This is a genomic window from Dehalococcoidia bacterium (genome assembly GCA_021295915.1).
Lineage (GTDB): Bacteria > Chloroflexota > Dehalococcoidia > Lucifugimonadales > UBA1123 > VXRN01.
This window is the reverse complement of sequence record JAGWBK010000004.1, coordinates 32,673-58,470: the sequence shown is the minus strand read 5'-3', so window position 1 is coordinate 58,470 and position 25,798 is coordinate 32,673. Positions and strand designations below refer to the sequence as shown.

21 protein-coding genes and 1 other RNA gene are annotated in these 25,798 nt (G+C 57.2%); 5 read left to right on the top strand and 17 right to left on the bottom strand.

What is annotated here, in order from left to right:
* Positions 1 to 497 precede the first annotated feature (497 nt).
* From J4G14_02305 to J4G14_02275, 7 genes are all read right to left on the bottom strand, one after another.
* Positions 498 to 911, bottom strand: coding sequence for a hypothetical protein (locus J4G14_02305; GenBank protein MCE2456636.1), 414 nt, complete (start codon positions 909 to 911; stop codon positions 498 to 500).
* On the bottom strand, positions 911 to 1,774 hold the full coding sequence (gene ispE / locus J4G14_02300) for a 4-(cytidine 5'-diphospho)-2-C-methyl-D-erythritol kinase (GenBank protein ID MCE2456635.1): 864 nt from the start codon (positions 1,772 to 1,774) through the stop codon (positions 911 to 913). The genes J4G14_02305 and ispE overlap by 1 nt, the downstream gene beginning before the upstream one ends.
* Positions 1,768 to 2,607 carry a ribosomal RNA small subunit methyltransferase A gene (gene rsmA, locus J4G14_02295; GenBank protein ID MCE2456634.1) on the bottom strand — a complete coding sequence of 280 codons (840 nt, stop codon included), beginning with the start codon at positions 2,605 to 2,607 and terminating at the stop codon, positions 1,768 to 1,770. Before rsmA ends, ispE begins: the two co-directional genes overlap by 7 nt.
* A 41-nt stretch (positions 2,608 to 2,648) precedes the next feature.
* Positions 2,649 to 2,912: signal recognition particle sRNA large type (gene ffs / locus J4G14_02290), an RNA gene on the bottom strand.
* Positions 2,913 to 2,951: 39 nt separating this feature from the next.
* The gene (locus tag J4G14_02285) at positions 2,952 to 3,947 is read right to left on the bottom strand and encodes an N-acetyl-gamma-glutamyl-phosphate reductase (protein MCE2456633.1); all 996 of its coding nucleotides are present in this window, start codon (positions 3,945 to 3,947) and stop codon (positions 2,952 to 2,954) included.
* Positions 3,948 to 4,132: 185 nt separating this feature from the next.
* Positions 4,133 to 5,233, bottom strand: coding sequence for an alanine racemase (locus J4G14_02280; protein ID MCE2456632.1), 1,101 nt, complete (start codon positions 5,231 to 5,233; stop codon positions 4,133 to 4,135).
* Between the two features lie 29 nt (positions 5,234 to 5,262).
* On the bottom strand, positions 5,263 to 6,315 hold the full coding sequence (locus J4G14_02275; protein ID MCE2456631.1) for an alanine racemase: 1,053 nt from the start codon (positions 6,313 to 6,315) through the stop codon (positions 5,263 to 5,265).
* A gap of 147 nt (positions 6,316 to 6,462) precedes the next feature.
* Between J4G14_02275 and J4G14_02270 the strand changes: the two genes are divergently transcribed.
* A complete protein-coding gene (locus tag J4G14_02270; GenBank protein MCE2456630.1) occupies positions 6,463 to 7,002 on the top strand; it encodes a hypothetical protein in 540 nt (179 codons plus the stop codon).
* Here J4G14_02270 and tsaD read toward each other — a convergent pair.
* Positions 6,999 to 8,027, bottom strand: coding sequence for a tRNA (adenosine(37)-N6)-threonylcarbamoyltransferase complex transferase subunit TsaD (tsaD, locus tag J4G14_02265; GenBank protein MCE2456629.1), 1,029 nt, complete (start codon positions 8,025 to 8,027; stop codon positions 6,999 to 7,001). The genes J4G14_02270 and tsaD overlap by 4 nt on opposite strands.
* 3 nt (positions 8,028 to 8,030) lie before the next feature.
* The gene (locus tag J4G14_02260) at positions 8,031 to 9,170 is read right to left on the bottom strand and encodes a mandelate racemase/muconate lactonizing enzyme family protein (GenBank protein MCE2456628.1); all 1,140 of its coding nucleotides are present in this window, start codon (positions 9,168 to 9,170) and stop codon (positions 8,031 to 8,033) included.
* 320 nt (positions 9,171 to 9,490) lie between these two features.
* Between J4G14_02260 and J4G14_02255 the strand changes: the two genes are divergently transcribed.
* The 3 genes from J4G14_02255 to J4G14_02245 all read left to right on the top strand — a co-directional run bounded on the left by J4G14_02255 (position 9,491) and on the right by J4G14_02245 (position 13,604).
* Positions 9,491 to 10,498, top strand: a complete 1,008-nt coding sequence (locus J4G14_02255; protein ID MCE2456627.1) for a cation transporter — start codon at positions 9,491 to 9,493, stop codon at positions 10,496 to 10,498.
* 178 nt (positions 10,499 to 10,676) lie between these two features.
* The gene (locus J4G14_02250) at positions 10,677 to 11,849 is read left to right on the top strand and encodes an LLM class flavin-dependent oxidoreductase (GenBank protein MCE2456626.1); all 1,173 of its coding nucleotides are present in this window, start codon (positions 10,677 to 10,679) and stop codon (positions 11,847 to 11,849) included.
* Between the two features lie 156 nt (positions 11,850 to 12,005).
* Entirely contained in the window at positions 12,006 to 13,604 is a 1,599-nt protein-coding gene (locus J4G14_02245) for a thiamine pyrophosphate-binding protein (GenBank protein MCE2456625.1), read from the top strand.
* Between the two features lie 4 nt (positions 13,605 to 13,608).
* Here the strand turns inward: J4G14_02245 and J4G14_02240 are convergent, their stop codons facing one another.
* Entirely contained in the window at positions 13,609 to 14,664 is a 1,056-nt protein-coding gene (locus J4G14_02240) for an ABC transporter ATP-binding protein (GenBank protein MCE2456624.1), read from the bottom strand.
* Positions 14,661 to 16,325: an iron ABC transporter permease gene (locus tag J4G14_02235; protein MCE2456623.1), complete on the bottom strand. Its 1,665-nt coding sequence runs from the start codon at positions 16,323 to 16,325 to the stop codon at positions 14,661 to 14,663. Before J4G14_02235 ends, J4G14_02240 begins: the two co-directional genes overlap by 4 nt.
* 379 nt (positions 16,326 to 16,704) lie before the next feature.
* Here J4G14_02235 and J4G14_02230 point away from each other — a divergent pair, with 379 nt between their 5' ends.
* Complete coding sequence (locus J4G14_02230) at positions 16,705 to 17,805, top strand: Ldh family oxidoreductase (protein ID MCE2456622.1); 1,101 nt, start codon at positions 16,705 to 16,707, stop codon at positions 17,803 to 17,805.
* Positions 17,806 to 17,847: 42 nt separating this feature from the next.
* Here J4G14_02230 and purL read toward each other — a convergent pair whose 3' ends face one another.
* The 6 genes from purL to lysS all read right to left on the bottom strand — a co-directional run bounded on the left by purL (position 17,848) and on the right by lysS (position 25,716).
* Entirely contained in the window at positions 17,848 to 20,064 is a 2,217-nt protein-coding gene (gene purL, locus J4G14_02225) for a phosphoribosylformylglycinamidine synthase subunit PurL (GenBank protein MCE2456621.1), read from the bottom strand.
* 35 nt (positions 20,065 to 20,099) lie between these two features.
* Complete coding sequence (gene purQ / locus J4G14_02220) at positions 20,100 to 20,819, bottom strand: phosphoribosylformylglycinamidine synthase subunit PurQ (GenBank protein MCE2456620.1); 720 nt, start codon at positions 20,817 to 20,819, stop codon at positions 20,100 to 20,102.
* Positions 20,820 to 20,871: 52 nt separating this feature from the next.
* Positions 20,872 to 21,321: a GatB/YqeY domain-containing protein gene (locus tag J4G14_02215; protein MCE2456619.1), complete on the bottom strand. Its 450-nt coding sequence runs from the start codon at positions 21,319 to 21,321 to the stop codon at positions 20,872 to 20,874.
* Positions 21,322 to 21,344: 23 nt separating this feature from the next.
* Positions 21,345 to 22,811 (bottom strand): glutamate--tRNA ligase, encoded by a 1,467-nt coding sequence (locus J4G14_02210; protein MCE2456618.1) that lies wholly within the window; start codon positions 22,809 to 22,811, stop codon positions 21,345 to 21,347.
* The gene (locus J4G14_02205; protein MCE2456617.1) at positions 22,798 to 24,123 is read right to left on the bottom strand and encodes a tyrosine--tRNA ligase; all 1,326 of its coding nucleotides are present in this window, start codon (positions 24,121 to 24,123) and stop codon (positions 22,798 to 22,800) included. The genes J4G14_02210 and J4G14_02205 overlap by 14 nt, the downstream gene beginning before the upstream one ends.
* A gap of 111 nt (positions 24,124 to 24,234) precedes the next feature.
* Complete coding sequence (gene lysS, locus J4G14_02200; GenBank protein MCE2456616.1) at positions 24,235 to 25,716, bottom strand: lysine--tRNA ligase; 1,482 nt, start codon at positions 25,714 to 25,716, stop codon at positions 24,235 to 24,237.
* Positions 25,717 to 25,798 lie beyond the last annotated feature (82 nt).

Below are 25,798 nucleotides of genomic sequence, written 5' to 3'. Positions count from 1 at the left end.
CGTCCCGAGTTTATGGAGAGTTGTCTGGCCAATTGGGGTAGAGAGTAGCCCTTCGCCGCAGGTCGGACCAGGTATGCAAGTTCGAACGTGTCGCAGAAACGACTGCCCAATTCGATGCCGTTTTGCGCAAGGAAGCCGAGGTCGAATCCTGCGTTATGGGCAACGGGAGTAGCACCTGCCGCGAATCGCCGTAAATCGTCAGCTATCCGAGTGAACGCAGGGGCAGAGTCTACCTGAGCCTGCGTAATGCCTGTGAGGTCCTGAATGAACTGCGGCAGTTCGCGGCTCGGGTTGACGAGTGTTTGGAACTCGTCAATCGTTCGCTCACGATCGAACCGGACAGCTCCGATCTCGATGATGGCATCGCGAGAGGCCGACAGCCCAGTAGTCTCCAGGTCTATTGCTACCCACTGGTCGGATTGAGTCGGTGTTGAGGAGGTCGATGCTATGCTTTCCTGCTCCCTACTGTGGTCAGTGGATATTAGCCCAGTGACCGTCTAGGTTGCCAGCAGGGGTAGGAGCCATCCGTAAATTAGTACAGCTGAAACAACAAGGCAGCTGATGCCGATTCGGACGCCTTTCAGCAAGAATATGATGGGTGCAGCCAGCGCTACAGCCGCCAGGGCGACGCCACAGGTGTAAACAAGATTTGCACTTCCGAGACCGCCACCTGGAAAGCCGTTTTGGAAAGCAATGAAAAGAAACGACATCAATACGCCGATGATCCCCCACAGAGGGTAGGCGGCAGCTACCATACCGAGCACGATAGTCCCCGGCGTGTACTTGGATAGTGTTTGCTGGAGGTTCGGAGGTGGATTCTTCAGGAGGAAGAAGGCCGTCAGACATCCAATCATGACAAAGGTCTGGGCCATCAGAGCCCCTGTGGCAAGGCCTGCGACGAGGAATGACATCAGCCTGACTCAACGTCGGGCCATGCTCTGGAGATGATCGACGGCCAGCCTTTGATCCTCTCCATGACAAGGTGGACTGCGGTTGCTACCTCCTTGCGTTCGACAGCGGCGTACACCGTTGGGCCACTGCCAGCTACGTGAATCTCACGTGCGCCTGCCGCGTACATATCTGACCAGCACCGCCCAACGTCCGGCTCAACTTCTCTTGCGACCGTGTCGAATGCGTTGAACAGGAACTGTGCGGGAATGTCCCCTTTGCTACGTATGCGGGCTTCCAGCTTCCTTGTAAGTCCACCTCGGGTGTAGTTCTCCTCTGTGATGGACTTGTACATGAAGGCAGTCTTATCCCGTCTCGTGGACGCAGGAAGTGCGAATACGAACCACGGTAAGGGAGCAGTGGGAAGCGACCGGATTCTCTCTCCCCGTCCGAGTGCAATCGCTGTTCCGCCGTCCACCAGGAATGGCACATCCGAGCCGAGTTCGGCCGCGAGAGCTCGTAATTGGTCGGGAGACAGCCCGAGGCCCCACAGCGAGTTAAGGCCCACCATAGTCGTCGCGGCGTCGGCGCTACCACCTCCCAGACCTGCTGACTCCGGGATATGCTTCTCAATGGAGATACGGGCGCCGGTTGCGACGCCATATTCCCGACGAAGAAGGTCTGCGGCTTTCCAGGACAGGTTGGACTCATTGTCGAGGTCGGGCGCCGAACACGTCACTATCAGACTGTCACAGGGCTCGACAGTTACTGTATCGGCCAGTTCGAGGGTCTGCACAATAGACGCTGTCTCGTGATAGCCGTCAGGTCTCTTACCGAGGACCTCAAGAGTGAGATTTAGCTTGGCTCTAGCCTGGAGGGTCAGCATTCGGGAATAACCGTGACGGCCTGTTCTTGCCAAGCCACATAGAGGTCTCCCCACTCGGGTAGGCTGAGGGTCGCTGGTCGTCTACTGCCCCCGATGCTGGCACTGGAGAGCGCACACGAAACGGTCTGAGTTTGCGCCTGTAGTCCCAGCTTCAAGCTGTTGTGTATCTGCTTTCGAGGAGCACGGAAGCCGGCGGCCACGAAAGAGATGAAGTCGTCTGCGTCATCCACGGGAACTGCGAGATCCATTCGGGGCTCCAGACTGACGACGGCCGAAGCGACCCTGGGTCGAGGGCGGAAGGCCTTCGGTGGCACTGAGAACAGGATCCTCGCTGAAACGTAGAGTTGCACCATGACGGAAAGCAGGCCCATCCGCCCGGGTCTGGCGGTCATATTGTCGGCTACTTCTCTCTGTACCATGACGATGAGTTCACTGGGCCTTTGTTGGAGGGCCAGAAATCGCCGGACAAGTGGCGTGGCTACGTAATAGGGAAGGTTTGCCACTAGCTTGAAGGGGCCGTGAAAGTGGAGCGACGGCTCGAATTCGAGAGCGTCCTGTTGCACGACTGTCAGCGCATCAGAGTTTCCGACTCGTGGGGGGAGCTCTCTTGCGAGAACATCGTCGAGCTCAACTGCAACGACCCGCGACGCCTTCTCAACGAGCAGTTTGGTGAGTGCACCACGGCCTGGGCCGATCTCCAGCACCTCATCATCGGGTTCGATTGCGGCTGCGGCAACTATACGTCGAGCGACATTGCGATCAGTAAGGAAATTCTGGCCCAATCGACTGTGGCCGTCTGATGCTCGTCTCAAAGTGTTGCGCTGAGTCGGCATAGAGAGCCTTCAGTGATGGCGTGAAGAATTGGTTTGAAGGGTCGTGCACCACCCGTCGATCCCTTCCGCCGACATATCGGGCGGGCCCGACTCAAGCCAGGTAGTCCCACGTCGCCCGGAGATTACCGCTTACCGCTGCTTTCTTCCGAATCTGACGGGGTTCACAGCTCTCCGCCGCATGGGGCCCAGCTCTCAACATCGAAGCTCGCCGACAGTGGCCGACGGTACAGAACCTCTGGGAGGAATTCAGCCTCGCTAGAGCGGATTGCGAGTACAGGGCACCGCTATCTCCCCGCCTAGCACGACCTCTATTTCATGTTAGGTGAGCCCACTGACCGTGTCAATTAAGGATAGAGGGCCAGCTGCTCAAGACCTGCGGTCTCATCGAACCCGCACATCACGTTCATGTTCTGAACGGCACCACCCGCCGCACCCTTCACGAGGTTGTCGAGGCACGCGATGACGATCAGACGATCGGCTCGCAGGTCGACTGTAGGGAAGATGACGCAGTCGTTATTCCCTGAAGTGTGCTTGGTCTGCGGCGCCTGTGGAACTACCTTGGCGAACGGCTCACCGTCGTAGAAATCGTTGTAGACGTCGCGTACAGCCGCCCTACCCTCTTCTCCTCCAGGTACGGCCCCGGACTTCAGGGGAGCGTAGCAACTGACGAGAATGCCGCGTGTCATGGGCACAAGGTGAGTCAGAAATGTAAGTCTAAGGTCCGAGCCACCATTCAGTTCACCGAGCTCCTGGGTGATTTCAGGGTGGTGACGATGACCGTCGAGGTTGTAGGCCTTGAAGTTCTCGTTGACCTCTGAGAAGTTGAGGTCGACCGAGCCGCCTCTGCCCGCTCCAGAAACCCCGGACTTGGCGTCTACGACGACATCCCCGTCTATGATGCCTGCTTCAACAGCAGGCGCCATGGCCAGGATTGCGGCGGACGGATAGCAGCCCGGATTGCCGACGAGATTGCTCTGTGCAATCTCATCACGGTGCAGTTCCGTCAGACCGTACACGGCAGTCTCGACGTACTCTGGGCACGGATGGGTAATCTTGTACCATCCAGTGTATTCTTCGAGGTCCTTCAACCGGAAATCGGCAGAGATGTCGACGGTCTTGACGCCTTCGTCTATGAACGGCTCCAGTCTCTCCGCGCTAGCAGCATGTGGAAGCGCAGAGAAGACGAAGTCAACACTCTCTGTGATATCCGGTGTTATCTCGACATCACAGGCGGACAGGTGCGGGAAGACCTCCCCGAGTCGCTTTCCAGCCTGGCTTCGACCGGTGGCAGCCGTGATCTCAACTTCGGGGTGGCGGTGCAGAATGCGCGCCAACTCCATGCCGGCGTATCCGGTCACGTTGATAATCCCTACCTTCACCGGTCAACCTCCTGGGTACTAAAATGGCCTAATCCTTCGCCACTAGAATTGAGGCAAAGGTCACTCCAAGTATAGGCATCGTGACAGAGGAGTAACAAGGCAAGCCACCTCGACCTGCCTCTCAGACAAATTGGAATCCTGCGACCCTAGTGGTGGCAGCCTCTTGCCAGTATTGGCCAGACGTCCTCGACGACTCCATTGCGAATCCCGATGAACTGGTCCCAACGGTTAACAAGGATGTCCTGCTGGGCACTCAGGAGAAGGAACTGGTCGCCCACATTCAGCGGCATCTGTCCGTCGGACTTCAGAACGATGTGATCAGGTGCGAGGGACTCGACAGAGACGCAAGGCTCGTTCTCAACCGACGGCAAGACGCCGTTTGGTGCTGCCAAAGCGCGATAGCCTACATCCCCGATAACTGTGTTGCCGTCTGGCCGGCTCACAACCGTAGACAGTACCTTTCCGGCGAATTGGAATTCTTCCATATAGGCGCTGGTTGTGTTCATAAGGGCGTAGGTACCGCCCTGCACCTCGTTAACCTCAGGCATCTCAGGGGCGACGTCGATAGTGTAGGTCTCTCCAGTCGACACGATCTCAACTGGGAAACCCGCGTCCTCAATTGCGCGCTTGGCATCTACGCACACCTGCATCCAGTGCCTACCATGGCTGAAACGAGTCTCTCGATCCGGCTCACCAGTGATGGACTGATGGCTCATGACACCCTTGAAGTTGACTCCAGGCAGGTCAGTGGCCATGCGGGCAAGGTTGATGCCTTCATCAGGGCCCCTTATGCCCGCTCTGTTCATCGAAGTATTAACCTCAATCACAAGCCCGACGTCTGTTCCAGACCGGCTTGAGATATCCGAAATCAACTGGACGTTACGAGGGTCGTCAATAGCCACCTTCACGTCAGCAGCGCGCGCCATAGAACAGATGCGAGCGATCTTGTCTTCAGTCACGGCTTGGCTCGTGATGAGAATGTCTGTGATGCCGCCTTCGACCATGACTTCAGCCTCGGACACCTTGGCCGCACAGACTCCACCAACGGTGCCACCAGCCTCGATCTGCTTGCGTAGAATCGCTGGAGTCTTCACGTTCTTGGCGTGCTCACGCATCTTGCACACGGTGTCAGCGTAGAGGCTCGCGATGTACTCGTAGTTGTGCTCAAGAGCATCGAGGTCAAGGACGAGCGCGGGTGTCTCAAGCTCGGAAATCGGAGTACCCAGTGTTGGAATGTACGAGGTCATGGTTTCACCCTGCTACTTTCGGTCAGGTGTCAGTTGTAGCGTCCCCTGGCAGAGACTTCCCAGATGGCCTCCAGTCGGCCATCTCTTGTTGCGTGAATGTAGTCGTAGACGTTGGCGGTGTTAGCGACGTCGTGAGGGACGAGCCAGACCTTGGAACCCACGTCCAGGTCCCAGCGATCCCCGGCTTCGTTCACGATGGCCCCGTGCTCGGCGCTCATCCTGGGCACTGCCACGCCGTCTACATTGTCCACCGCAGGCAGTCCGGTATCGATGCTTGTGGCCTTCTGACCAGCGTCCACCCACACCAGGCCATCGTCCTTGTTGCTGACGACGGTGGCAAGAATGCGAACGGCCTTCAGGAGCTCGGGTCGGCGCGAGGCGAGCGAATTGTCGTTGAGTGCGTACGAGCCTGCGAGAACGTCTGTGACTCCGCCAGATGCTGCATCTGAGTCGTAAGTTGCCGAACCCCCGGCAATTACCTTGGGTACGTTAATGCCGGACGCCCTGCAATTGTCGACTGCCTCAAGCAGGTGGTCGAGGTTGGAAGAGCCAACAAGCCCCGCCAGGTCCAAGTTTGGGGATCCAGAGATTTGAGCAGCCAATGGAGCGGCATCCGCGGGAGTCACTCCTAAAGTAGGGGCATCCGTCCTGACGGCCACGGCGACGCCCAGATTCGAACCTGCCGACGTTGCCGCTTCGGACAGTTCATCGACGCCATGCGAGCTATCCGCCAGAACGGCCAGTTTGATCCGACGCCCCAACGCCGCAGCCCGGGCCAACTTTGAACGAGTCACAACGAGATTCGTCACAAGAATGTCATTGAAGCCATGCTGACTGAACACTTCCGCCTGTCCAAGTGTGGACACCGCAACTCCACTCGTTCCCGCAGCACCAAGTTGAATGTGTCCAATTGCGGGACAGAGATGGTAGTCCAGCCTCGGCCTTATGCTGACGCCACTGTCCCTGATGGCACTGTGAACGAGTCTTACATTCGCGTCCAGGGCATCAAGATCAACGACCAGGGCGGGAGTATCGAGCTCCTCTGAAGGGGTGCCGATTGGCTTGAATGTCGGGCGTTCCATACGACTCCTCTAGCGTCCGCGCATGGCGGATTGTAACCAGCCTGAGACTATCACAGGACTGTCATATCGTCTATTGGAACTCCGACAGAACAATATAGGACGTCTGCTACCATACAGGTGAAACGACTGTACGCAGGAGGTCCTCGCTTGCAGCAGGACGAGAACCATTTTGAACAGCTTGAACTGATGGATGGAGAGAAGATCGAAAGATCCATCAGCGCCAGGTCCCAGAGGGGAAGAAACTCTGGCAGGGGCACCGATTCACTATTGCTCACGAACTACAGGATAATTCACGTCGCGGGCACCGGCAGTGGAACTGACGTCGTCATGGCCTCAGTGGAAGACATTGACACGGTCGAGTTCGTAGAAATGACCGAAGGTTACGGAGCCTTCCTGTGGGCGGGCCTCTCGGTGGTGCTCAGCGTCGCCCTCTACGGAATCCTTGAGAACCAGATAGCGCAAGTAATCGTACCCCTCTTGGTACTGGGAATGGGAGTCTACCTAGTCGTGAACCGGATCTTCTTCTCTGGCGGACCCGCAGCACTGTTCCGCACAGGGGGTTCGGCCATTGCCTGGTCGTTTAGGACGGCAGACGAGTCGGATGAAATCCGAGACTTGATCAACGAGTTATATCGACTGAAGTCCCTCAGGAATGCTGAAGGACAGGCGTCGTTTGCTCCCCGCTAGCCGAGGCGCAGGCTTGGGACCACATCGAGGTCCCACTGGTAAGAGACTCCGTTCCTGAGAGTGAAGTAGGCGGCAGCCCCTATCATGGCGCCGTTATCTGTGCACAGCCCTGGACGAGGAACGATGACCTCGATAGGCGACCGGGCAGTCATCTCCTTACGCAGCTGTGCATTGGCGGCGACTCCACCACCAAGAATAATGCCCTTGACGCTGTGCTGTTTCACTGCCTCCAGTGTCCGCGTCACCATGCTGTCCACGATGGCTTCCTGGAAGGCGTGTGCGACCTCTGAGACCTCGGTCGGGTCTAGGTCCTCGTCTTCTGGGGGCGGATACATGCCCTTTAGCTCGGCGCGTCTAAGTACGGCAGTCTTGAGACCACTGAAACTGAAGTCGAGGGAGTTCCTGATCCTGGGACGAGGCAGGTCGGGTTCGAGGCCGACAGCGCCTTCTGCAACTCGCTGGATTTCAGGCCCGCCGGGGAATCCGAGACCCAGGACCCTGGCAGCCTTGTCGAAGGCCTCTCCTGCCGCATCGTCTCTCGTACGCCCGATGAGACGGTACTGTCCGTGTCCCTCCATGAGGATCAGATCCGTGTGCCCACCCGAGGTGATAAGGCACAGGATCGGGAAGCCTGGTCTGGTTTCAGGATCGACAATGTCCTCGAGCCACGCGGCGTATACGTGCCCCTCGAGGTGGTTTACTCCAATGAACGGCAGGTCGTGCGACAGAGCCATCCCCTTTGCCGTGTTGACTCCCACAAGCAGAGCCCCCGCGAGACCGGGCCCGTGGGTTACGGCCACACCATCGAGTTGGTGCATTTCGAGTCCCGCTTCTTCAAGTGCGCGATCGACTACTGGAATGATCGTGCGCATGTGCTGCCGAGACGCAACTTCAGGCACAATTCCGCCATACTGGGCGTGCATTTTGACCTGGGTTGCGACGACGTTTGAGACTATGTTGCGACCGTCTTCGATGACGGCAGCCGCGGTCTCATCACAGGATGTTTCAATTCCGAGGATCTTCATGCGTCAGATGCCTCGCTCTCCGATTCCCAGTGGCATGTAGGGATGTGCGTCGGCGACCTCTTCGTTGAATGTTAGGCCAAGTCCTGGACCGGTGGGAAGATCAACGTACCCATCTCTCTGCCTGGGTAGGCCGTCGAATACCTCGAAGTAATGAGGCTCGTAGAACTCCGCGTGATACTCCTGGATGAGGAAGTTGGGAGTGGCTGCGTCCAGGTGGAAGCTGGCAACCGTGCCGACAGCGGCGTTGGTGTTGTGTGGCGCCATCAGTACATGACGAGGTTCAGCAATGGCGGCTATCTTCTTCAGCTCAGTGATTCCGCCAGCGTTGCACATGTCAGGCTGAAGGATGTCGACTGCGTCCGCCTTTACCAACTCATAGAATGGGAACTTCAGGTAGAGGCGCTCACCGGTCGCGATTGGGATGTTCACCTTCTGGCGCACCTGCGCCATTTCGCCAACGTTCTCCTGCGAGACTGGCTCTTCAAACCAGAAGGGCCTGTACTTTTCGAGTCGCTGTCCCAGGTGGACAGCTGTGTAGACGTTGAACTTGGCGTGTACTTCGACAAGTGTCTCTACGTTAGGGCCGACCGCCTCTCTGACCGCGGCGACACGATCCTCCGCTAGCTGGGCTTCTTCGGGGGAGATCGTGTAGTAGTTGTGCTGGCCGAAGGGATCGAACTTCATTGCTGTATAACCCATGTCGACGACCCGGAGGGCTTCCTCAGCGTTCTGCTCCGGCGTACCCGGGTTCGTATACCAGCCATTTGCGTATACACGTATCTTGTCCCGGATAGGACCTCCCAACAACTGGTATACGGGTACACCCAAGGCCTTGCCCTTGAGGTCCCAGAGAGCAATGTCGATGCCGGATAGCGCTGTCGAGAAGAGGCGCCCTCCCCTGCCTCCATTGTCCTGGTGCATTCGCATCCAGTGGAGCTCATGGGCCATTGGGTCTTTGCCTACAAGATAGGCTTCGGTCCAGCGTTCGAGCAGATCGGAGACCGTTGGGTCGTATGACAGCATCGACGCCTCGCCAATGCCTTCCAAACCCTCGTCAGTCTGCAGCCGGAGAATCAGCCAGTTTCGCTTGGCGTTATGGTGCCGCGAGGAAAATATGTTGGTCTTTATACCTGTAATCTTCATTGTCCAGACCACCTGTCCTTATGCACCGTAGGAGTTTACAGGTGGATTAGTGCACGGGCAACTTGGTGCCTTTCCCAGAATATGCGCCATAAGTTAGATAGATAGACCCGCATTCTTCCTTAATTCCGCGGACGAAGCCACAAATTGGTTGTGCACCTCCATTGGCTTAGCATATAATAATATTGCATAAGGCTATGTTTCGGATAAATGTTACTATATCTATGGCCTTATCGCGGGACGACAGACTTCTGGCGACCATCGGTTGAATTTCTACCGAATGTCATGAACGCGTACACGAACGCTTTTGGAGGAGAAGCAAAGTGGCCACGTATCAGATCAAGCAAGCAGGCACGCATGTTAACACCACTCATCACCATTCCGACCACGATCATGCCCACGATTTCAGACAGACAGGCAAGCGCAGTCTGTATGTAGTCCTTATGCTTCTCGGGTTTCATATGGTGGTGGAAGTGATCGGTGGGATTCTATCTGGGAGCCTTGGACTTCTTGCCCACGCCACCCACATGATGACCGATGTCGTTGCGATTGGACTTGCAATTTTCGCCATGTGGGTCGCTGAGAGACCAGCAACGGTATCTCGGACCTTCGGCTACCACAGAATGGAAGTCCTGGTGGTTATGGTCAACGCTGTTGCGCTGACATTGCTGGCGAGCTGGATTCTCTTCGAGGCCTATTACGGTTTCCGTGAGAGTGCCGAGGGGCATTCTCACGATGTCGAGGGATGGATCATGCTTGGCGTAGCCTGCCTGGGCTTGGCCATTAATACGATATCCGCCTGGATCCTGTACAAATCCTCTCGCCATAGCCTGAATGTAGAGGGCGCCTTCTGGCACATCATGGCTGACATGATGGGAAGCGTTGCCGTGCTACTGTCAGGGATCATCCTGTTGGTTTTCGACTGGGATGTAGTCGACTATGTCCTCAGTATTGCCCTGGCAGGTCTCATCCTGTTCAGCGCTGGGCGCCTTGCTCTTAAGGTGTTTCACGTACTCTTGGAAAGTGTGCCTGAGGGCCTAGATATGTACAGGCTTTGCAGCAGGATCGAAGATGTAGAGGGTGTGACGGTTGTTCATAATGTACATGCTTGGACGATCACGTCAGGCTACAACGCCCTGGCCGCCCATATTCTCGTCGACCCGGAATACCCCCGCGACAATAAAGTGCTAATGCGCGAAATTCGTAGGTTAGTCGAGGACGAATTTGGGATACACCATGCGACCCTGCAAGTGGAGCGGTCTGCGGGTGAGTGCTCTGAGTCCCATCACGTCGACCACTTGCATGCCAGGGCACTCACCGAGCTAGATTGAAGAGGTAGCGTCGCCGCGACGCTTTAGCATCCCAACGTAACTCTGGTTGGACAGCGGGTTGCTACACAGTTGCGTCGTTGCCCGTGAGTAGGGCCCGTGCTAGAATCTCACGAGTGTTCAGAGCCGTTTCTGGACGCTCCGTGGCCTGTCCAACTGACGCACACTGAAGGGATCCCTCATGGCTCTACCCGACCGCATGAAGTTCGGAATCTTCATGGCTCCGTTCCACTGGCAGAATGAGAACCCAACTGTCGCGTACGAGCGGGACTTTGAGCTCATCGAGTGGTTGGACTACCTCGACTTCGATGAGGCGTGGATAGGAGAGCACCACAGCGCAGGGTGGGAGACGATAGCCTCTCCTGAGCTGTTCATGGCGGCAGCGGCAGAGCGCACGAAGCACATCAAGCTCGGGACCGGTGTCATCAGCCTGCCATATCACCACCCCCTTATGGTTGCCAACAGGATGGTCCAGCTAGACCATATGACTCGCGGCAGGACTATGCTGGGGGTCGGCCCAGGGGCCCTTTCGACCGATGCATATATGCTTGGAATCGACCCTGTGGACCAGCGTCAGCGCATGGACGAGTCGATGGGAATCATCAAGCGGCTCCTGACCGAGCGCGATCCGATCACCTATGTGAGTTCCTGGTTCACCCTGCGTGAAGCACGACTGCATCTCAGACCATACACTCAGCCGCACTTCCCAATGGCAGTTGCGGCAGCACAATCGCCTTCTGGCATGGTGCTAGCTGGCAAATACGGACTGGGAGTACTATCAGTCAGCGTAGTACGCGGAGGTTCCTACGCGCGCGACATGAAGGACTTCTGGAAGATCGCCGAAGAGACTGCTGAGCAGTACGGAAACACAATGGACCGTAACGAGTGGCGGCTAGTTGTTGTCAGTTTCCTTGCCGATACTAAGAAAGAGGCGCTCGAGCAGGCACGAATCGGTGCTGGCCGTTTCCAGCGGGAATACTTCGAGCAGACTCTCGGGGCGCCTGTTACCGACTGCCCGCAGGATAAGATAGTAGACCTGATGGTTGAAAATGGAGCGTGGTGCGTCGGTACTCCGGATGACCTGATCGACTTCATATATCGCATGGACGAATCAACAGACGGATTCGGTGGTCTGCTGATTCAGGCGACCGAGTTCGGCACACGAGAGCAGGTGCTACACAGTTACGAGTTAATGTCACGCTACGTTATGCCACACTTCCAGGGTTCGATCGACAGCCTTAAGGCATCTCAGCAGTACGCAAAGGACGTCCGTGAGGAGCTTGCAGGCCGGCGGGACCAGGCCATGCAGCGCGCGGCCTCTGACTATGACAACCTCAGGGCCACACGCAATTAATCAGCTTCGTGACCACCTCTACAGGACTCGGCTTGCCTACAGAAACGACGGTTCAGGGCGACGTCTATCCCTTATCTTTGTCATGAAATAACACCGGTTGTTTAGTTTCTACTAATCAGATTTAACGCCAACACGAAATAGGAGACTGTAGAAAATATGCCTGTTATGACCGGGGGTGAAGCCCTCGCACGATCACTCTACAGGGAGGGCGTCCGCGTGATATTCGGGCTTCCCGGTGTACAGCTTTACCACGCGCTGGACGGACTTGCCCAGGAGCCAGGTATCAGGTTCATAACTACGAGGCACGAGCAGGCCACGGCCTACATGGCTGACGGCTATGCTCGCGCATCCGGTGGTGTTGGCACGGCGATGGTCGTTCCGGGTCCGGGCCTTCAGAATGCCAGCGCGGCGATCGGGACAGCATACTCGGCGTCGTCTCCCGTACTGGTCGTTGCCGGACAGGTACAGCGCGAACTCATCGGCGTCGACAGAGGAGCGCTTCACGAGATCAACGACCAGATTGATACGATCAAGCCGGTGACGAAGTGGGCGCACAGAATTCTGGATCCTGCCGAGATTCCGGCGGCCGTGCACGAGGCGTTCCGACATCTGAAGACGGGCCGTCCCCGGCCCGTAGAGATCGAGATTCCCCCTGAGACCCTCGAAGATCAAACCAACGTTGACCTGTTCGAACCCGAAGGGTACCCAGCGAGTCCGCCCTCCGACATGGACGTTAGCAGCGCGGTCAGACTGATCTCTCAGGCCAAGAATCCTCTCCTGTTTGCTGGTGGCGGGGTGATAGCTTCCAACGCCTCGGAGGAACTCACGGCAGTCGCCGAATACCTACAGGCGCCGGTGATGATGACCTCCGAAGGCAAGGGTGCGATCTCCGATCGGCACTACCTCGCGCTGGGTGGGATGGGCTTCCGCGGCGATCCCTACTCGGAAAGAATGGCTGAACACGACCTGGTGATCGCAGTCGGCACTCGAAATGCCTATCCGAACATCTTCTCTCAGAAAGTTCTGCAGATCGACATAGACCCAGAAGAAATAGGTCGCAACTACGAAGACACTGTCGGCGTCGTGGGAGACGCTAAGCGTACACTCGCAGAGCTGCTGAGGGCGCTGAACGCCGTATCTGATCCGAGGGAGAGTAGAAGAGACGAGTTGGAGGCTGCCAAGAATGCGCGTCTGGACGCGCTTCCCAAGATCGAGCCGCAGCACTCGTTTACACTGGCGATCAGGAACGCGGTCCCAGACGATGGAATTGTGATTTCAGGCATGACCCAAATCGGATACTACAGCCGGGTCAACTATCCTGTTTACGAGCCGCGAACGTATCTAACTAGCTCGTATTTCGGCAACCTGGGCTACGCTTATCCGGTCGCCCTGGGAGCCAAAGTGGCAATGCCAGACAAGGCCGTGGTTGCTATTTCGGGCGACGGCGGTTTCATGTTTGCGTCGCAGGAGATGTCCACAGCCGTCAAGTACGGCATCAATGCGGTGGCGGTGGTCTTCAACGACAATGCCTATGGGAATGTTCTTAGGGACCAGGTAACAAAGTTCGACGGCCGTTCTATAGGGGCGGACCTCCACAACCCAGACTTCATGAAGCTGGCAGATGCTTATGGCGTTAGGGGCGTCCGTGTACACGAAGCTGACGAGCTAGAGGCTGCTCTGGCGGAGTCGCTGACAATCGAGCGCCCGTCGTTAATCGAGGTCCCAGTCGGGATGATGCCAAACCCGTTTGGCTAGGGAGTCAGAGAGCGGGGAAGGCAGCGAACGGAATCGTCTTGACCGTCGACACGCGCACGCGGGAACCGGCGGGGAGAGTTGAGAAGGACCTTCGGCGGACCCGGATAGTCTCTCCTGAATTAAGCTGCACGCTGAGAATTACCTGATCGCCACGGAATTCTCGGGCTACAACCGTGCCCTGCCCGTCGGCATCAGGAATCACTTCGAGGTCGTCCGGCCGAATCAGTACTTCTGCTTCATCACCTGCCGGTAGTTTGTCCGTTGTCAGTCTACATCCCAGAGTGCCGATACCGGTGTCCACTTTACCGTCTCCAACCACGTGGCCAGGAATGAAATCGCACGGTCCCGTAAGCTGAGCAACCTCCTGGCTTGCGGGAAAATGGTAGATCCGTTCTGGAGTATCTATCTGCAGCAGCCTACCGTCGATCATGACCCCAACTCGGTCTGCGATCGCAAATGCCTCTTCCCGGTCGTGTGTCACCAGAACTGCTGAAGTTCTCTGTGAACGCAGGATGGCCTCTACCTCCTGTCTGAGCAGTTGACGCATGGAAGAGTCGAGGTTACTGAATGGTTCGTCCAGCAGAACCGTAACCGGACTAGGGGCGAGTGTGCGTGCCAAGGCGATCCTCTGCTGCTGCCCGCCCGAAAGTTCGTAAGGGTACCTTCCACCGAGTTCTTTCAGGTGGACCAGGCCCAGGACTTCGTCGACCCTCGCATCCCGGCTGTGACCATCCAATCCCCTGAGCCCGAACGACACATTGGAAACTGCAGTCATGTGGGGAAAGAGTGCGTACTCCTGCACCACCATTCCAAGGCCGCGTTGTTCCGGTGGACGGACGTATTCAGGTGAAGTGGCCTCCTCGCCCTCAATTTCTACAAAGCCCTCAGAAGGCGTTTCGAGTCCAGCTATCAGTCTGAGAAGAGTGGTTTTGCCACAGCCGCTCTGCCCCAGGATCGCAATGACCTCTCCCGGCCAGATCTCAAGATCAACTGAATCAACAGCAAGGACCGAGTCGAAGCGCTTGGTGAGTTCCCTGCACCGGATGACCGGAGCGCTCATTGGTCTACCTTACGCTCCCTGACTATCAGAAGCGCCATGGGAATGGACGATACCAGGATGATCATCAGCGCCGGTGCGGCGGCCTGGGCGAAGAAGGCCTCCTCGGATGCTGACCAGACTGCAGTCGCGAGTGTCTTGAAATTCAGGGGACTCAGGATCAGAGTAGCCGTCAGCTCCTTGACCGTGATTAAGAAAACCAGTGCACCGCCCATCAGGAGTCCAGGTCTCAACAAAGGACCAGTGACTGTCAGCATAGTACGCAGTTGACCGCTGCCGAGAATCCTGGCTGACTCTTCCAGCCTGGGGCTGATCTGGACAAGCGAGGAGCGAACTGCGCCCAGGGTCGCAGGCAGATGGAGTACCACGTAACCAAACAGCAGCAGCCAAAGCGTCTGGTACAACGGAGAAGCAAGGCGGCTTGCAAAGAACACCAGAGCGAGTGCGACTACAATTCCCGGCATTGCGTACCCTGTATGGCTGAACCGGTAAACGGCGGCAGCTACCAGACCGGGTTGCCTGACCGCTTTGGCTGCCACGGGGACTGCGAGTACGGTTGCCACGACGGCTGCCAATGTAGAGACACTGACAGCATTCCAGGTCGCGCTCCACAGTATGAAGAATGGCTCACCTGCAATTAGACCGTTGACCAACCAATAGCCCAGCATAGCTGCCGGCAGTCCAAGTGCAACGACCACTACAAGCCATGCATATGTTCCAAATGCGCCTCGCCACCGATTCAATGGGACCAGCGGCTGCCGGCGCTCTGACCCTGAAGACGAGCGATAGTATCGACTCTTGCCTCTGGCCAGGCCTTCAACAATCAGAACCAGGGAGGCCATCCCGACCAGACCGAGTGCGAGCATCGCGGCGACGGTCCTGTCGAACGAACCAAGGTACTGCTGATAAATAGCCCACGTGAAAGACTCGTATCTCATGAGGGAGACGGCCCCAAAGTCACTGAGTGTGTAGAGGGCGACCAGTAGTGAGCCCGAGACCATGGCCGGGCGGAGCTGTGGGAGAGTGAGTTTCAGGAATGTGCTGAGTGTCCCATGTCTAAGAAGGCGTGCCGACTCCTCCAGGCTAGGGTCCATTCGAAGAAGTGATGCCCTTACGGTCAGGTAAACATAAGGATAGCTGAGTAGAATCAATGTCAGCGCCGCACCGGGCAGTCCGTAGATCTCAGGCAGTCGTGTGACACCCAGTGGGGCGAGCGCTTCCTGAAGCAGACCTCTGGGGCCGAGCGCGGAGATGTAGAGGAATGCACCAACGTAGGTCGGAACCACAAGAGGCAGCGCACAGAGCACGGCCAGGAGGCGCCTGTTTGGCAAATCAGTCCTCGTGGTGAACCATGCAAGGGGAACACCAACGAGTAGACAGCCCGCCGTGACAACGAAAACCAACTGCACAGATCGCCACAGAATCTCTGCGGTCCTCGGACGGAGGAAGAGTTCCCAAGCGTCCGTCGACGCACCCAATCCCCTGATGGCAAGATAAACGAGTGGGAGAGCCATTGCTGAGCCGACCAACAAGGCGGCCGTCGTTAGCAAACTGGGAGGCTGAAGTCGCCCACCGGTCGACGCAAGGTTTGGGAGTCGGAGAGTTTCTAGCAAGACTGGTACTTGGGCCCCACTCGAGTCCCTACTGGATCGCTCCAAATTCATGCAGCAGCGCCATGGTTGCAGTTGTTTCGTCACGGTAGGCGGTCAGCGTGACTTCCGATGCACGGCGAGCCGCGATAAGGATGCCCACAGCGCGTGTTGCCACGTAGAACGGTACAGGTCGTGAACTCCTAGCACGGCACCCTACCAAGACTGACAACGTGAGTACTAACCCCATCATAGCTTCAGTGTGCGTTCGGTCTTAAAACCGCGATAAGTGTGACCTAATCAAATAGGTGTGTCAACACTAATACTGGATGTTAGACGCTTCTCAGCGATGCCGATCTGCACTCAGCATCAGGCGTCTGTTGCACCCGAGGACGGGTCAGAATAGAATTCGTTTTGCCAATTCGAAGAACAATTCACAAACTGGAGGACGCACATGCTAGAACATTTCAAGGTACCAGCGGATGAGGCGGTCCACGTTCAGGAAGCGCCGCTGAGAGAGACAGTAGCGAGCATCTTCAGGAAGATGGGAGTAAGCGAGTCAGACAGCGAGCTCGCAACAGACGTCCTGGTGATGGCCGACATGCGCGGAGTTGAGACTCATGGAGTCTCTAACATGCTCCGGTCATATGTATCCGGTTACGGCAGTGGGGAGTTGAACAATGATCCGAACTGGAGGATCACCAGAGAGACACCGGCTACCGCTAACGTCGACTCTGACCGCGGTCTGGGCATCATCGTCGTCCCCAAGGCAATGGAGATAGCGATCGAGAAGGCCAAGAACGTCGGAGTCGGGATGGTCACGATTCACAACTCAAGGCATCTGGGAATGGCGTCTTACCACGCTATGATGGCGCTCGAACACGACCAGATAGGTGTGTGCGTCACTTCCTGCCCTCCGGGCGTGCTGCCCACTTTTGGAGCTGAGCCACGGCTCGGGACCAACCCGATTGCCGTCGCGGCACCTGCGGACCAGGAGCCACCGTTCGTCTTCGACGCAGCGACTTCGACGGTTGCGGGCAACAAGCTGGGCCTGGCACGCAGGCTCGGCAACACGCTGCTCCCCGGCTGGGTTGGGGACCAGAACGGAGTGCCAATAATGGAAGAGGTGGACCCGCCAGTGCCCGGCTACGAGGGACGCGCTTCCTCATTCCTGCTTCCAGTTGGGGGCACGCGTGAGTCTGGTTCCCATAAGGGCTACGGGCTCGCCTGCATCGTCGACATACTCGGAGGAGTACTTTCAGGCGGTGGATTCGGAGCCGTACCAGGTCGTCCTAATTTCGGCCACATGGTCGCTGCCTACAACGTTGAAGCATTCATGGACACCGCCGAGTTCAAGCGGACGATGGACGACTTCCTCCGGATGTTGAGAGAGACTCCGCCCGCCCCTGGTCACGATCGCGTGCTGTTCCCTGGTCTTCCCGAGTCGGAAGAAGAGGAATTGAGGGCCGTACAGGGCATTCCATTCCACCCTGAAGTCATCGAGTGGTTCCAGGACATCACCAGCGAGTTGGACATCCCGTACAATCTGACCTAAGGACGAGTTTGCACCAAGTGCGATTGGAGACGCTCTCCGTTCCTAGGAGTGGCTGGGTGTCTCCAACGATCTAGGCAGCCCGTTCATGTAAGCGTCAGTCAAGTCTGCAACATCGGCGGAGACGGCGTCACCGATTACTAGCTCGGAACCGCCAACAACGCCGATTTTCACGTAGGGGACGCTCTCCGACTCGCACACAGTTCGCAGCGTATCGAGATTGGCAGGACTCACGCTCACTAGAATTCTGGACTGTCCCTCGCTGAACAGTGAGACATCCCATCTGTCTCCGACTCTCGCACTTATGTCGGCCCCCAGTTCACCGATGATGGCACTCTCTGCCAGAGCGACGGCAAGGCCGCCATCTGAGCAGTCGTGGGCTGATTTCGCGATGCCTGAACCGATCAACGAGCGGCAGGTCCTCTGAACGGCAACCTCAAGGCCTAGGTCAATACTGGGTCGACCGGCGACGGTCCCGTGAAACAGGCTCAGGTATTCGCTGCCAGCAAGCTCGGAAGCATCAGCATCTAACGAGTGCCTTCCTAACAGGACGATGACATCGCCCTCGTCTTTGAATCCAGCGGTCGTGTGCGAAGAAACATCTTCCGTCAAGCCAAGAGCGCCAACTACCGGTGTTGGGTAGATGCCCTCCCCTTGCGCTTCGTTGTACAGGCTGACGTTGCCGCTGACGACTGGGGCATCGAATCGCCTACTGGCTTCCGCCATGCCTGCAACCGCTTCGCGGAGCTGGAAGTAGATTTCGGGCTTTTCGGGGTTTCCAAAGTTCAGGCAGTCGGTCAGGGCAATAGGAGTTGCCCCTGCACAAGAGACGTTTCGGCATGCTTCTGCGACAGCTATCATGCCCCCAACGTAGGGATCCAGGTAGCAGAAACGGCCATTGCCGTCGGTTGAGACGGCCAGGCCCTTGGTCGTGTCCTTGACTCTGAGAAGCGCTGCATCGCCACCAGGAGCTACGACGGTGTTGGTCTGGACCTGGTGATCGTACTGTCTGTAGATCCACTGCCTCGATGCAATGTTGGATGAAGCAAGAAGAGCCTTCAGAACGTCTGATGGAGTGGCTTCTGGGCGTGGCAGAGATTCAAGGTCGAACGACTGGAGGTCATCAAGCCAGGAAGGTTTCATGGCAGGGGGTTCATAGAGCGGAGGGTCGGTCAGCAGCTCCACTGGGACAGCCGCTTCAACCCGGCCCGACTCAGAAATCGAGGCTAGCCCGTCGTCCATGACCTCCCCTATGACATCTGAACGAAGGTCCCAGCGGTCGAAGATGGCCTTAACTTCAGCCTCCCGGCCAGGCTTCACGACAACGAGCATACGCTCCTGTGACTCGCTCAGCATAACCTCGTACGGAGTCATGCCGGACTCGCGTCGGGGGACCGCGTCTATGTCGATGTGTATTCCGACTCCTGAATTGCTGGCGCACTCCACGCTCGAACTGGTTAGACCCGCAGCTCCGAGGTCCTGTATGCCTATGACCGCATCACTCTCGGCAGCTTCCAGGCACGCTTCGATCAGGACTTTCTCAAGGAACGGGTTTCCGACCTGGACGGTTGGACGAAGCTCCCTCTCTTCCTCGAAAGTTCGAGAAGCGAGCCCTGAGGCGCCGTGTATACCGTCGCGTCCCGTATCTGCGCCAACCAGCATTATCAAATTGCCAGGACTGCCTGCCGTTGCTCGCCGTAGATCTTCATGACGAAGTATTCCAACGCACATCGCATTGACGAGAGGGTTACCCGAGTAGCAGGGGGCAAACTGGACCTCACCACCGACGTCAGGTACTCCTATGCAGTTCCCGTAGCCGGAGATGCCGGAGACCACTCCCTGGAAGAGGTATCGGTTACGGCTTTCAGTGAGGGGTCCGAAACGAAGCGAGTTCAGCAGCGCGATCGGACGGGCGCCCATGGCGAAAATGTCTCGTACGATTCCGCCTACGCCAGTGGCCGCACCTTCGTAAGGTTCAATCGCTGACGGGTGGTTGTGAGACTCGACCTTCATGACTACGGCCAGGCCTTCTCCAATGTCCACCACCCCTGCGTTCTCACTTCCAGGAGCTACCAACATACGGCCGCTCGTTGTGTTGAATGACTTCAGCAGCGGCTTGGAGTGCTTGTAGCCGCAGTGTTCGCTCCACATTGAGCCAAACAGCCCGACCTCCAGGTGATTCGGCTCACGGCCCAATCGCTCGACTATGGCCTCATACTCGCCCTGAGATATGGCGAGTTGGTCAAGTACTTCCTGTGAGATGGGCACAGTGCTACAGACCTCCAGGGTCAAGAGCGCTAGACAGTTGAAGCACCTGCAATGGGCGACTTGGAAAGGGATTGTACGATCGACTGGAAAATCGTGAGACCGTCTGTTCCGCCCATGAGGGGATCGCAGCACCTTTCAGGATGGGGCATCATGCCCAGGACATTCCTTTCGGCGTTCGTGATTCCCGCGATGTTCCTCAGTGAGCCGTTTGGATTGGCTTCCGACGTTACATCGCCGGCGTCGTCACAGTATCTGAATACGATCTGCCCGCCGTTCTGCAAGGTTTCCAGTGTAGCGTCGTCGGCATAGAAGTTGCCCTCACCGTGGGAGATGGGAACGGCCAAGACATCCCCACTATGACTGGCGTTTGTGAAGGGGGTGACAGTCGTCTCAACGCGCAGATTCACCCATTGGCATCGGAATTGCAGGTGGTCGTTGCGCATCAGGACGCCTGGTAACAGACCGGCCTCGCACAGGATCTGAAACCCGTTGCAGATACCAATAACCAAGCCACCGCCTGAGGCGAATTCTTCGACGGATTTCATAATCGGCGAGAATCTGGCTATTGCCCCGGCACGAAGGTAATCGCCGTACGAGAAGCCGCCCGGAACGATCAGGCAGTCAACGCCGGAAACGTCGGTGTCTTTGTGCCAGATGTAACGTGCCTGCTCTCCCAGATTGTCGGTGACTGCTGTGTAGCAGTCGCCGTCGCTCCACGTGCCAGGGAACACGATAACGCCGAATTCCATCAGCCTGCCTCAGCGATCCCCAAGTTGTACAACTTTTCGACCAGTGCAGTCCTCATAGGCCGCGTAGGATCTCCATAACTATGGAACTCACCTCTCGGCCCTCGGCCCGGCCGCGAACCTGGGGCATAATCTGCGACATTACTTTGCCCATGTCGCCGGGGCCCGAAGCTCCGACTTCAGCGACGACCTCCTGGACCAAGGAGGTGATCTCATCGCTCGTCATCTGCTGGGGCATGTACTCCATGATGATCTCGAGTTCGGCCTGTTCCTTCTCGACAAGGTCACTGCGATTGGCTTCGGTGAAGGCCTCGATACTGTCCCGACGCTGCTGCGCCTGGCGCGACAGGACCTGGACCACACCGTCATCATCGAGATCTTCTTGGACCTTAATCTCCTGGTTCCTGATCTCGGACCGCAGGTATCTAATGACGTCACGCCGGGCCGCGTCACGGCTGCGCATCGCCTGTTTGAGATCGTCTTCGAGTCTTGTTTTCATAGTCATGATGTGTACCTGACAAGAGTTATTTACAGCTGCTCAGCGGCCTTTTCTATCAACTCAAGAGATCGATCTCTGCCAAGGACTTCAAGAGACTCGAATATTGGTGGAGACACCTTTTGTCCCGTCGTGGCAACCCTGAGGGTACCAAGCAATTGGCCCACCTTTACTCCAAGTTCGGCTGCCATCGGCCTGAGGACTGACTCAATGGGGCCCGTCTCGAAGCACTCCAAGTCGGCTAAGCTCTTGTGGGCCGCCTCCAGAATGCGTCGGGTTCCCTCAGGGTCCATTCCTCTCTGAACGACCTGCTCAGGGTCAAGGTGAATGTTTTTCGAGAAAACGAACTTGACCAGGGGCGCAGCGTCGTCGAGGGTCTTCAGACGCTCGACGATCAGTGGCACAACTTCGGCAACACTGTCGGCGTCTGGCTGGATGTCAAAGTCAGGTGGAGCCGCCTGCCAGTAGTGTGCCAGTGCCTCAGCGACTTTTCCTTCGGGGGAGTTTCTTATGTGCTGACCGTTGAGCCAGACCAACTTGTCGAAGTCGAAAACAGCGTCTGACCTGGATACGCGGTGGGGATCAAAGTTGCTTATCAACTCATCTGTAGTGAAGAACTCGGACTTGTCGTCGAGAGACCATCCCAGCAGGGTGAGGTAGTTCATCAGCGCCTCGGGCAGGACTCCCATATCGCGATAGTCCATAACCGACGCCGCGCCGTGGCGTTTGCTCAGCTTGGTCTTATCGGGAGCAAGGATGACAGGCAGGTGAGCGAACTCAGGCATGTCCCATCCGAGCGCAACGTAAAGTTGAACGTGGCGCGGGACGCTTGACAGCCACTCTTTACCGCGCATCACGTGGCTGATCCCCATGTGGTGATCATCGACAACTGACGCGAGATGATACGTTGGGAAACCGTCTGATTTGATAGCGACGAAGTCATCATACTGGCGGTTTTCGAATTCAACGTGGCCAAACACGATGTCGTCGAGTTCAGATACGCCATCATCGGGCATCTTGAAACGCACAACAGGCCTGTTGCCGGCAGACTCAAGGCGCGAGGCCTCTTCAGAAGACAGGCCCAGGCAGTGGCGGTCGTAGCCAATCGTGTCGACGCCAGCCTCTTCCTGTTCTTTCCTGATCCGATTGAGTCGGTCAGGCGTGCAATAGCATCGATAGGCTTGCCCAGATTCGATGAGCCCTTCGACCACGCTGTGGTAGAGCTCCAGGCGTTCAGATTGAACATACGGAGCGACCGGGCCACCGATGTCGGGGCCCTCGTCCCAGTCCAGTCCGATCCATCGGAGGGAGTCCAGCATGGCTTCGACAGCACCTTCAGTGCGACGGTCCTGATCCGTGTCTTCAACACGAATCATGAAGTCCCCGTGGTGCCTTCGTGCAAACAACCAGGCGAAAATAGCAGTCCTCACGTTTCCAATGTGAGGGTTGCCGGTGGGACTGGGGGCGAATCGGACCCTTACGTGATCAGTTCTGGTCATCAGTGTTCCCGTCAGCCGCCAGCCTGACGAGGCGATACTGACGCGCCCCTCGGCGGAGGACAATTACCCTGCCATCTACTGCGTGTTCCAGCTTGACCATGTGTCTACTGTTAGACACGCGTTCGCTGCCGACAACAATTCCGCCGCCTTCGATCAGCCTTCTTGCATCGCCTCGTGATGATGCTAGACCTGTATTTGCCACCAGGTCGCGCAGACCCACGCCCTCGCCTTCGAAGGCCTGCTTGGGCATGGTCATTGAGGGAACATCCTGGAAGATGTCTAGAAGCTCGTCAGCGCCGAAGCCTGCGATGTCGCCCCCGAACAGCACCTCCGTTGCGGCCAGTGCGGTCTGAAATGCGGATTCACCGTGCGTCATCCGAGTGACCTCTGAGGCGAGCAGCCGTTGGGTCTCACGAGCTTCGGGGCTGGTCGCTACTTCGTGCTCGTACTCCTCGATCTCGTCTGGAGACAGCAATGTGTAGTACTTCAGGAACCTGACAGCATCGGCATCAAGTGTATTGAGCCAGAACTGGTAGAACTGGAAGGGAGACGTCTTGTCAGCGTCGAGCCAGACTGCGCCACTTTCAGTCTTCCCAAACTTTGTTCCTGCTGCAGTAGTGATAAGCGGCGTTACGAGCGCGTGTGCAGGCTTCTGCCTTGCGCGTCTGATCAGGTCCACGCCGGCTGTAATGTTTCCCCACTGATCGCTTCCCCCCATCTGCAGGGCACAGCCATATCGATCGAATAGTGTCAGGTAGTCGTAAGCCTGCAGCAGCATGTAGCTAAACTCTGTGTAGGAGATCCCGTCAGCCATCCGACTCTGGACGGACTCCTTTGCAAGCATGTAATTGACTGTGAAGTGTTTGCCAACGTCGCGCATGAAGTCGATCGAACTGATCTCTTCGAGCCAATCGGCATTGTTCACGAGAAGTGCCGCGTTATCTGCGGCATCGAAATCCAGGAAACGTGCGAGCTGCCCTCTGATCCCTTCGAGATTGTGTTGAAGCTCGTCCCTAGTAAGCAGCGGGCGCTCTTCCGACTTTCCTCCGGGATCCCCAATCAGTCCAGTGCCGCCTCCTGCTATGGCAATCGGGCGATGCCCGCTGCGCTGCAACCGCACGAGCACCATGATTCCGAGCAGGTTGCCGATGTGGAGGCTGTCTGCAGAGGGATCGAAGCCGATATAGGCCGTGATCCTCTCTCTTCCCAAGAGGTCCTCGAGGCCGGGCGTGAGCAGTTCCTCTCCATCGTCAGTAACATGGATAAGTCCACGCCATCGAAGGTCATCAACGACCGACTGAGTCGCCTGCATGGTTCACGTTCTCCTATGGGAACACGGGACCGGTCAGGTATCAGCCTAGTAGACTCACAAGCAGCCGGTCAATGGGAAGCAAGAGTGCCGCGGCAGACCGGGATTCCAGTCTTAAGTCCTCATCTGGGGAAAGAGGACAACCTCGCGTATGGTGCGTTGCCCTGACAGGAGCATGGCTAGCCTGTCCATGCCCATGCCCAGTCCACCGGTGGGGGGCATGCCGTACTCGATCGCAGTGAGAAAGTCCTCATCGAGCCTGTCCCACTCTTCCTGAGGAAGGGCGGCCCGGAACTCCTCCTGTTCTTCGAACCGTCCGCGCTGATCGACTGGATCGTTCAGCTCTGTAAAGGCGTTGGCAATCTCCATACCTGCGGAGAACGCTTCGAATCGCTCTACCAGCCGGGGATCATCGGGAGTCCGCTTGGCGAGCGGCGACACTTGCACAGGGTAGTCGATCAGGAATGTAGGTTGTACCAGTGTCGGTTCCACGGCAGTCGAAATCAGCTTGTCCACCAGGCCCGCCCAGCTAACCTGGTTCTCGATCGGAATCCCCTTCGATGCCATGGCATTCTTCAGACCGTCGACGTTCTGATGTTCCAGAATGTCGATGCCGGTGCACTCCTTGATCTTGTCGACTAGTTTCACCCTCGGCCATGGTGGTGAGAAGTCTATAGTGTGATCACCGTACGCCACTGCGGAGCTTCCGGCCACCTCGTTGGCGACGGTACTGACAAGTTCTTCGACGAGCGCCATGATGTCGTTGTAGTCGGCGAAAGCTTCGTAGGACTCCATGGTGGTGAACTCTGGATTATGGTTGGCGTCGATGCCCTCGTTACGGAAGATTCTCCCGATCTCGTAGACCCTTTCAAGGCCTCCGACTATCAGGCGCTTCAGGTGGAGCTCAGTTGCAATTCTGAGGAAGAGATCGCGGCTCAGGGCGTTATGGTGTGTCTCAAACGGGTGGGCCATGCCCCCAGCGGCCACCGGCACCAGCACGGGTGTCTCAACTTCCATGTAGCCGCGCCCCTCCATGAATCGGCGTATCGCGCTCACCATGCGACTGCGTAGAACGGCGATGCGTCGGGCCTCCGGGTTGGAGATCAGGTCGAGGTACCGCTGACGGTAACGTATCTCGGTGTCAACAAGGCCATGCCACTTCTCTGGGAGGGGTCTCAGCGACTTGCAAAGGACCGTAAAGTCACTGGCCTGCACGGTGACCTCGCCGGTTCGGGTGCGGATCATCTGGCCGGTTACGCCAATCCAGTCTCCAATATCAAGGTCACGGAGAGTGGCGTAGTCATCTCCGAGGGTGTTGCTCCGGAACATCGTCTGGATGCTTCCGGTACCGTCTAGAATGTCGCAGAAAGTGACCCGGCCCATACCGCGCATTCCCGTGATACGCCCACCAATGGATACCTGGTCCAGGTCGAACTCGTGGTCGCCTGAGAATTCAGCCGACTCAAACTGCTGCACTGCGTCGGTCGCTGTGTGCGTCCGCTCATAGTTACGCGGATAGGGGTCTATGCCCTTACTTCGAAGGTTCTCGGTCTTCTCAAGCCGGACTCGCACCAACTCGTCTAAAGGAAGCGTCATATTTTCTGTCCTCCTCTTAGCGAGGCTTCGGTCGATGCTGGTGTGCTATTGGTGTAAATGGTGAGTCCGGTGTGGAAAACTG

Bases quoted from the DNA above. Each gene is read 5' to 3' on its own strand.
- J4G14_02205 (MCE2456617.1), bottom strand. From the start codon at position 24,123: ATGCAGGCGACTCAGTCGGTCGTTGATGACCTTCGATGGCGTGGACTT.
- J4G14_02245 (MCE2456625.1), top strand. From the start codon at position 12,006: ATGCCTGTTATGACCGGGGGTGAAGCCCTCGCACGATCACTCTACAGG.
- J4G14_02215 (MCE2456619.1), bottom strand. From the start codon at position 21,321: ATGACTATGAAAACAAGACTCGAAGACGATCTCAAACAGGCGATGCGC.
- J4G14_02275 (MCE2456631.1), bottom strand. From the start codon at position 6,315: ATGGAACGCCCGACATTCAAGCCAATCGGCACCCCTTCAGAGGAGCTC.
- J4G14_02285 (MCE2456633.1), bottom strand. From the start codon at position 3,947: ATGGAGTTGGCGCGCATTCTGCACCGCCACCCCGAAGTTGAGATCACG.
- ispE (MCE2456635.1), bottom strand. From the start codon at position 1,774: ATGCTGACCCTCCAGGCTAGAGCCAAGCTAAATCTCACTCTTGAGGTC.
- J4G14_02250 (MCE2456626.1), top strand. From the start codon at position 10,677: ATGGCTCTACCCGACCGCATGAAGTTCGGAATCTTCATGGCTCCGTTC.
- J4G14_02280 (MCE2456632.1), bottom strand. From the start codon at position 5,233: ATGACCTCGTACATTCCAACACTGGGTACTCCGATTTCCGAGCTTGAG.
- lysS (MCE2456616.1), bottom strand. From the start codon at position 25,716: ATGACGCTTCCTTTAGACGAGTTGGTGCGAGTCCGGCTTGAGAAGACC.
- tsaD (MCE2456629.1), bottom strand. From the start codon at position 8,027: ATGAAGATCCTCGGAATTGAAACATCCTGTGATGAGACCGCGGCTGCC.
- J4G14_02305 (MCE2456636.1), bottom strand. From the start codon at position 911: ATGTCATTCCTCGTCGCAGGCCTTGCCACAGGGGCTCTGATGGCCCAG.
- J4G14_02240 (MCE2456624.1), bottom strand. From the start codon at position 14,664: ATGAGCGCTCCGGTCATCCGGTGCAGGGAACTCACCAAGCGCTTCGAC.
- rsmA (MCE2456634.1), bottom strand. From the start codon at position 2,607: ATGCCGACTCAGCGCAACACTTTGAGACGAGCATCAGACGGCCACAGT.
- J4G14_02235 (MCE2456623.1), bottom strand. From the start codon at position 16,325: ATGAATTTGGAGCGATCCAGTAGGGACTCGAGTGGGGCCCAAGTACCA.
- J4G14_02210 (MCE2456618.1), bottom strand. From the start codon at position 22,811: ATGACCAGAACTGATCACGTAAGGGTCCGATTCGCCCCCAGTCCCACC.
- J4G14_02260 (MCE2456628.1), bottom strand. From the start codon at position 9,170: ATGAAGATTACAGGTATAAAGACCAACATATTTTCCTCGCGGCACCAT.
- J4G14_02230 (MCE2456622.1), top strand. From the start codon at position 16,705: ATGCTAGAACATTTCAAGGTACCAGCGGATGAGGCGGTCCACGTTCAG.
- purQ (MCE2456620.1), bottom strand. From the start codon at position 20,819: ATGGAATTCGGCGTTATCGTGTTCCCTGGCACGTGGAGCGACGGCGAC.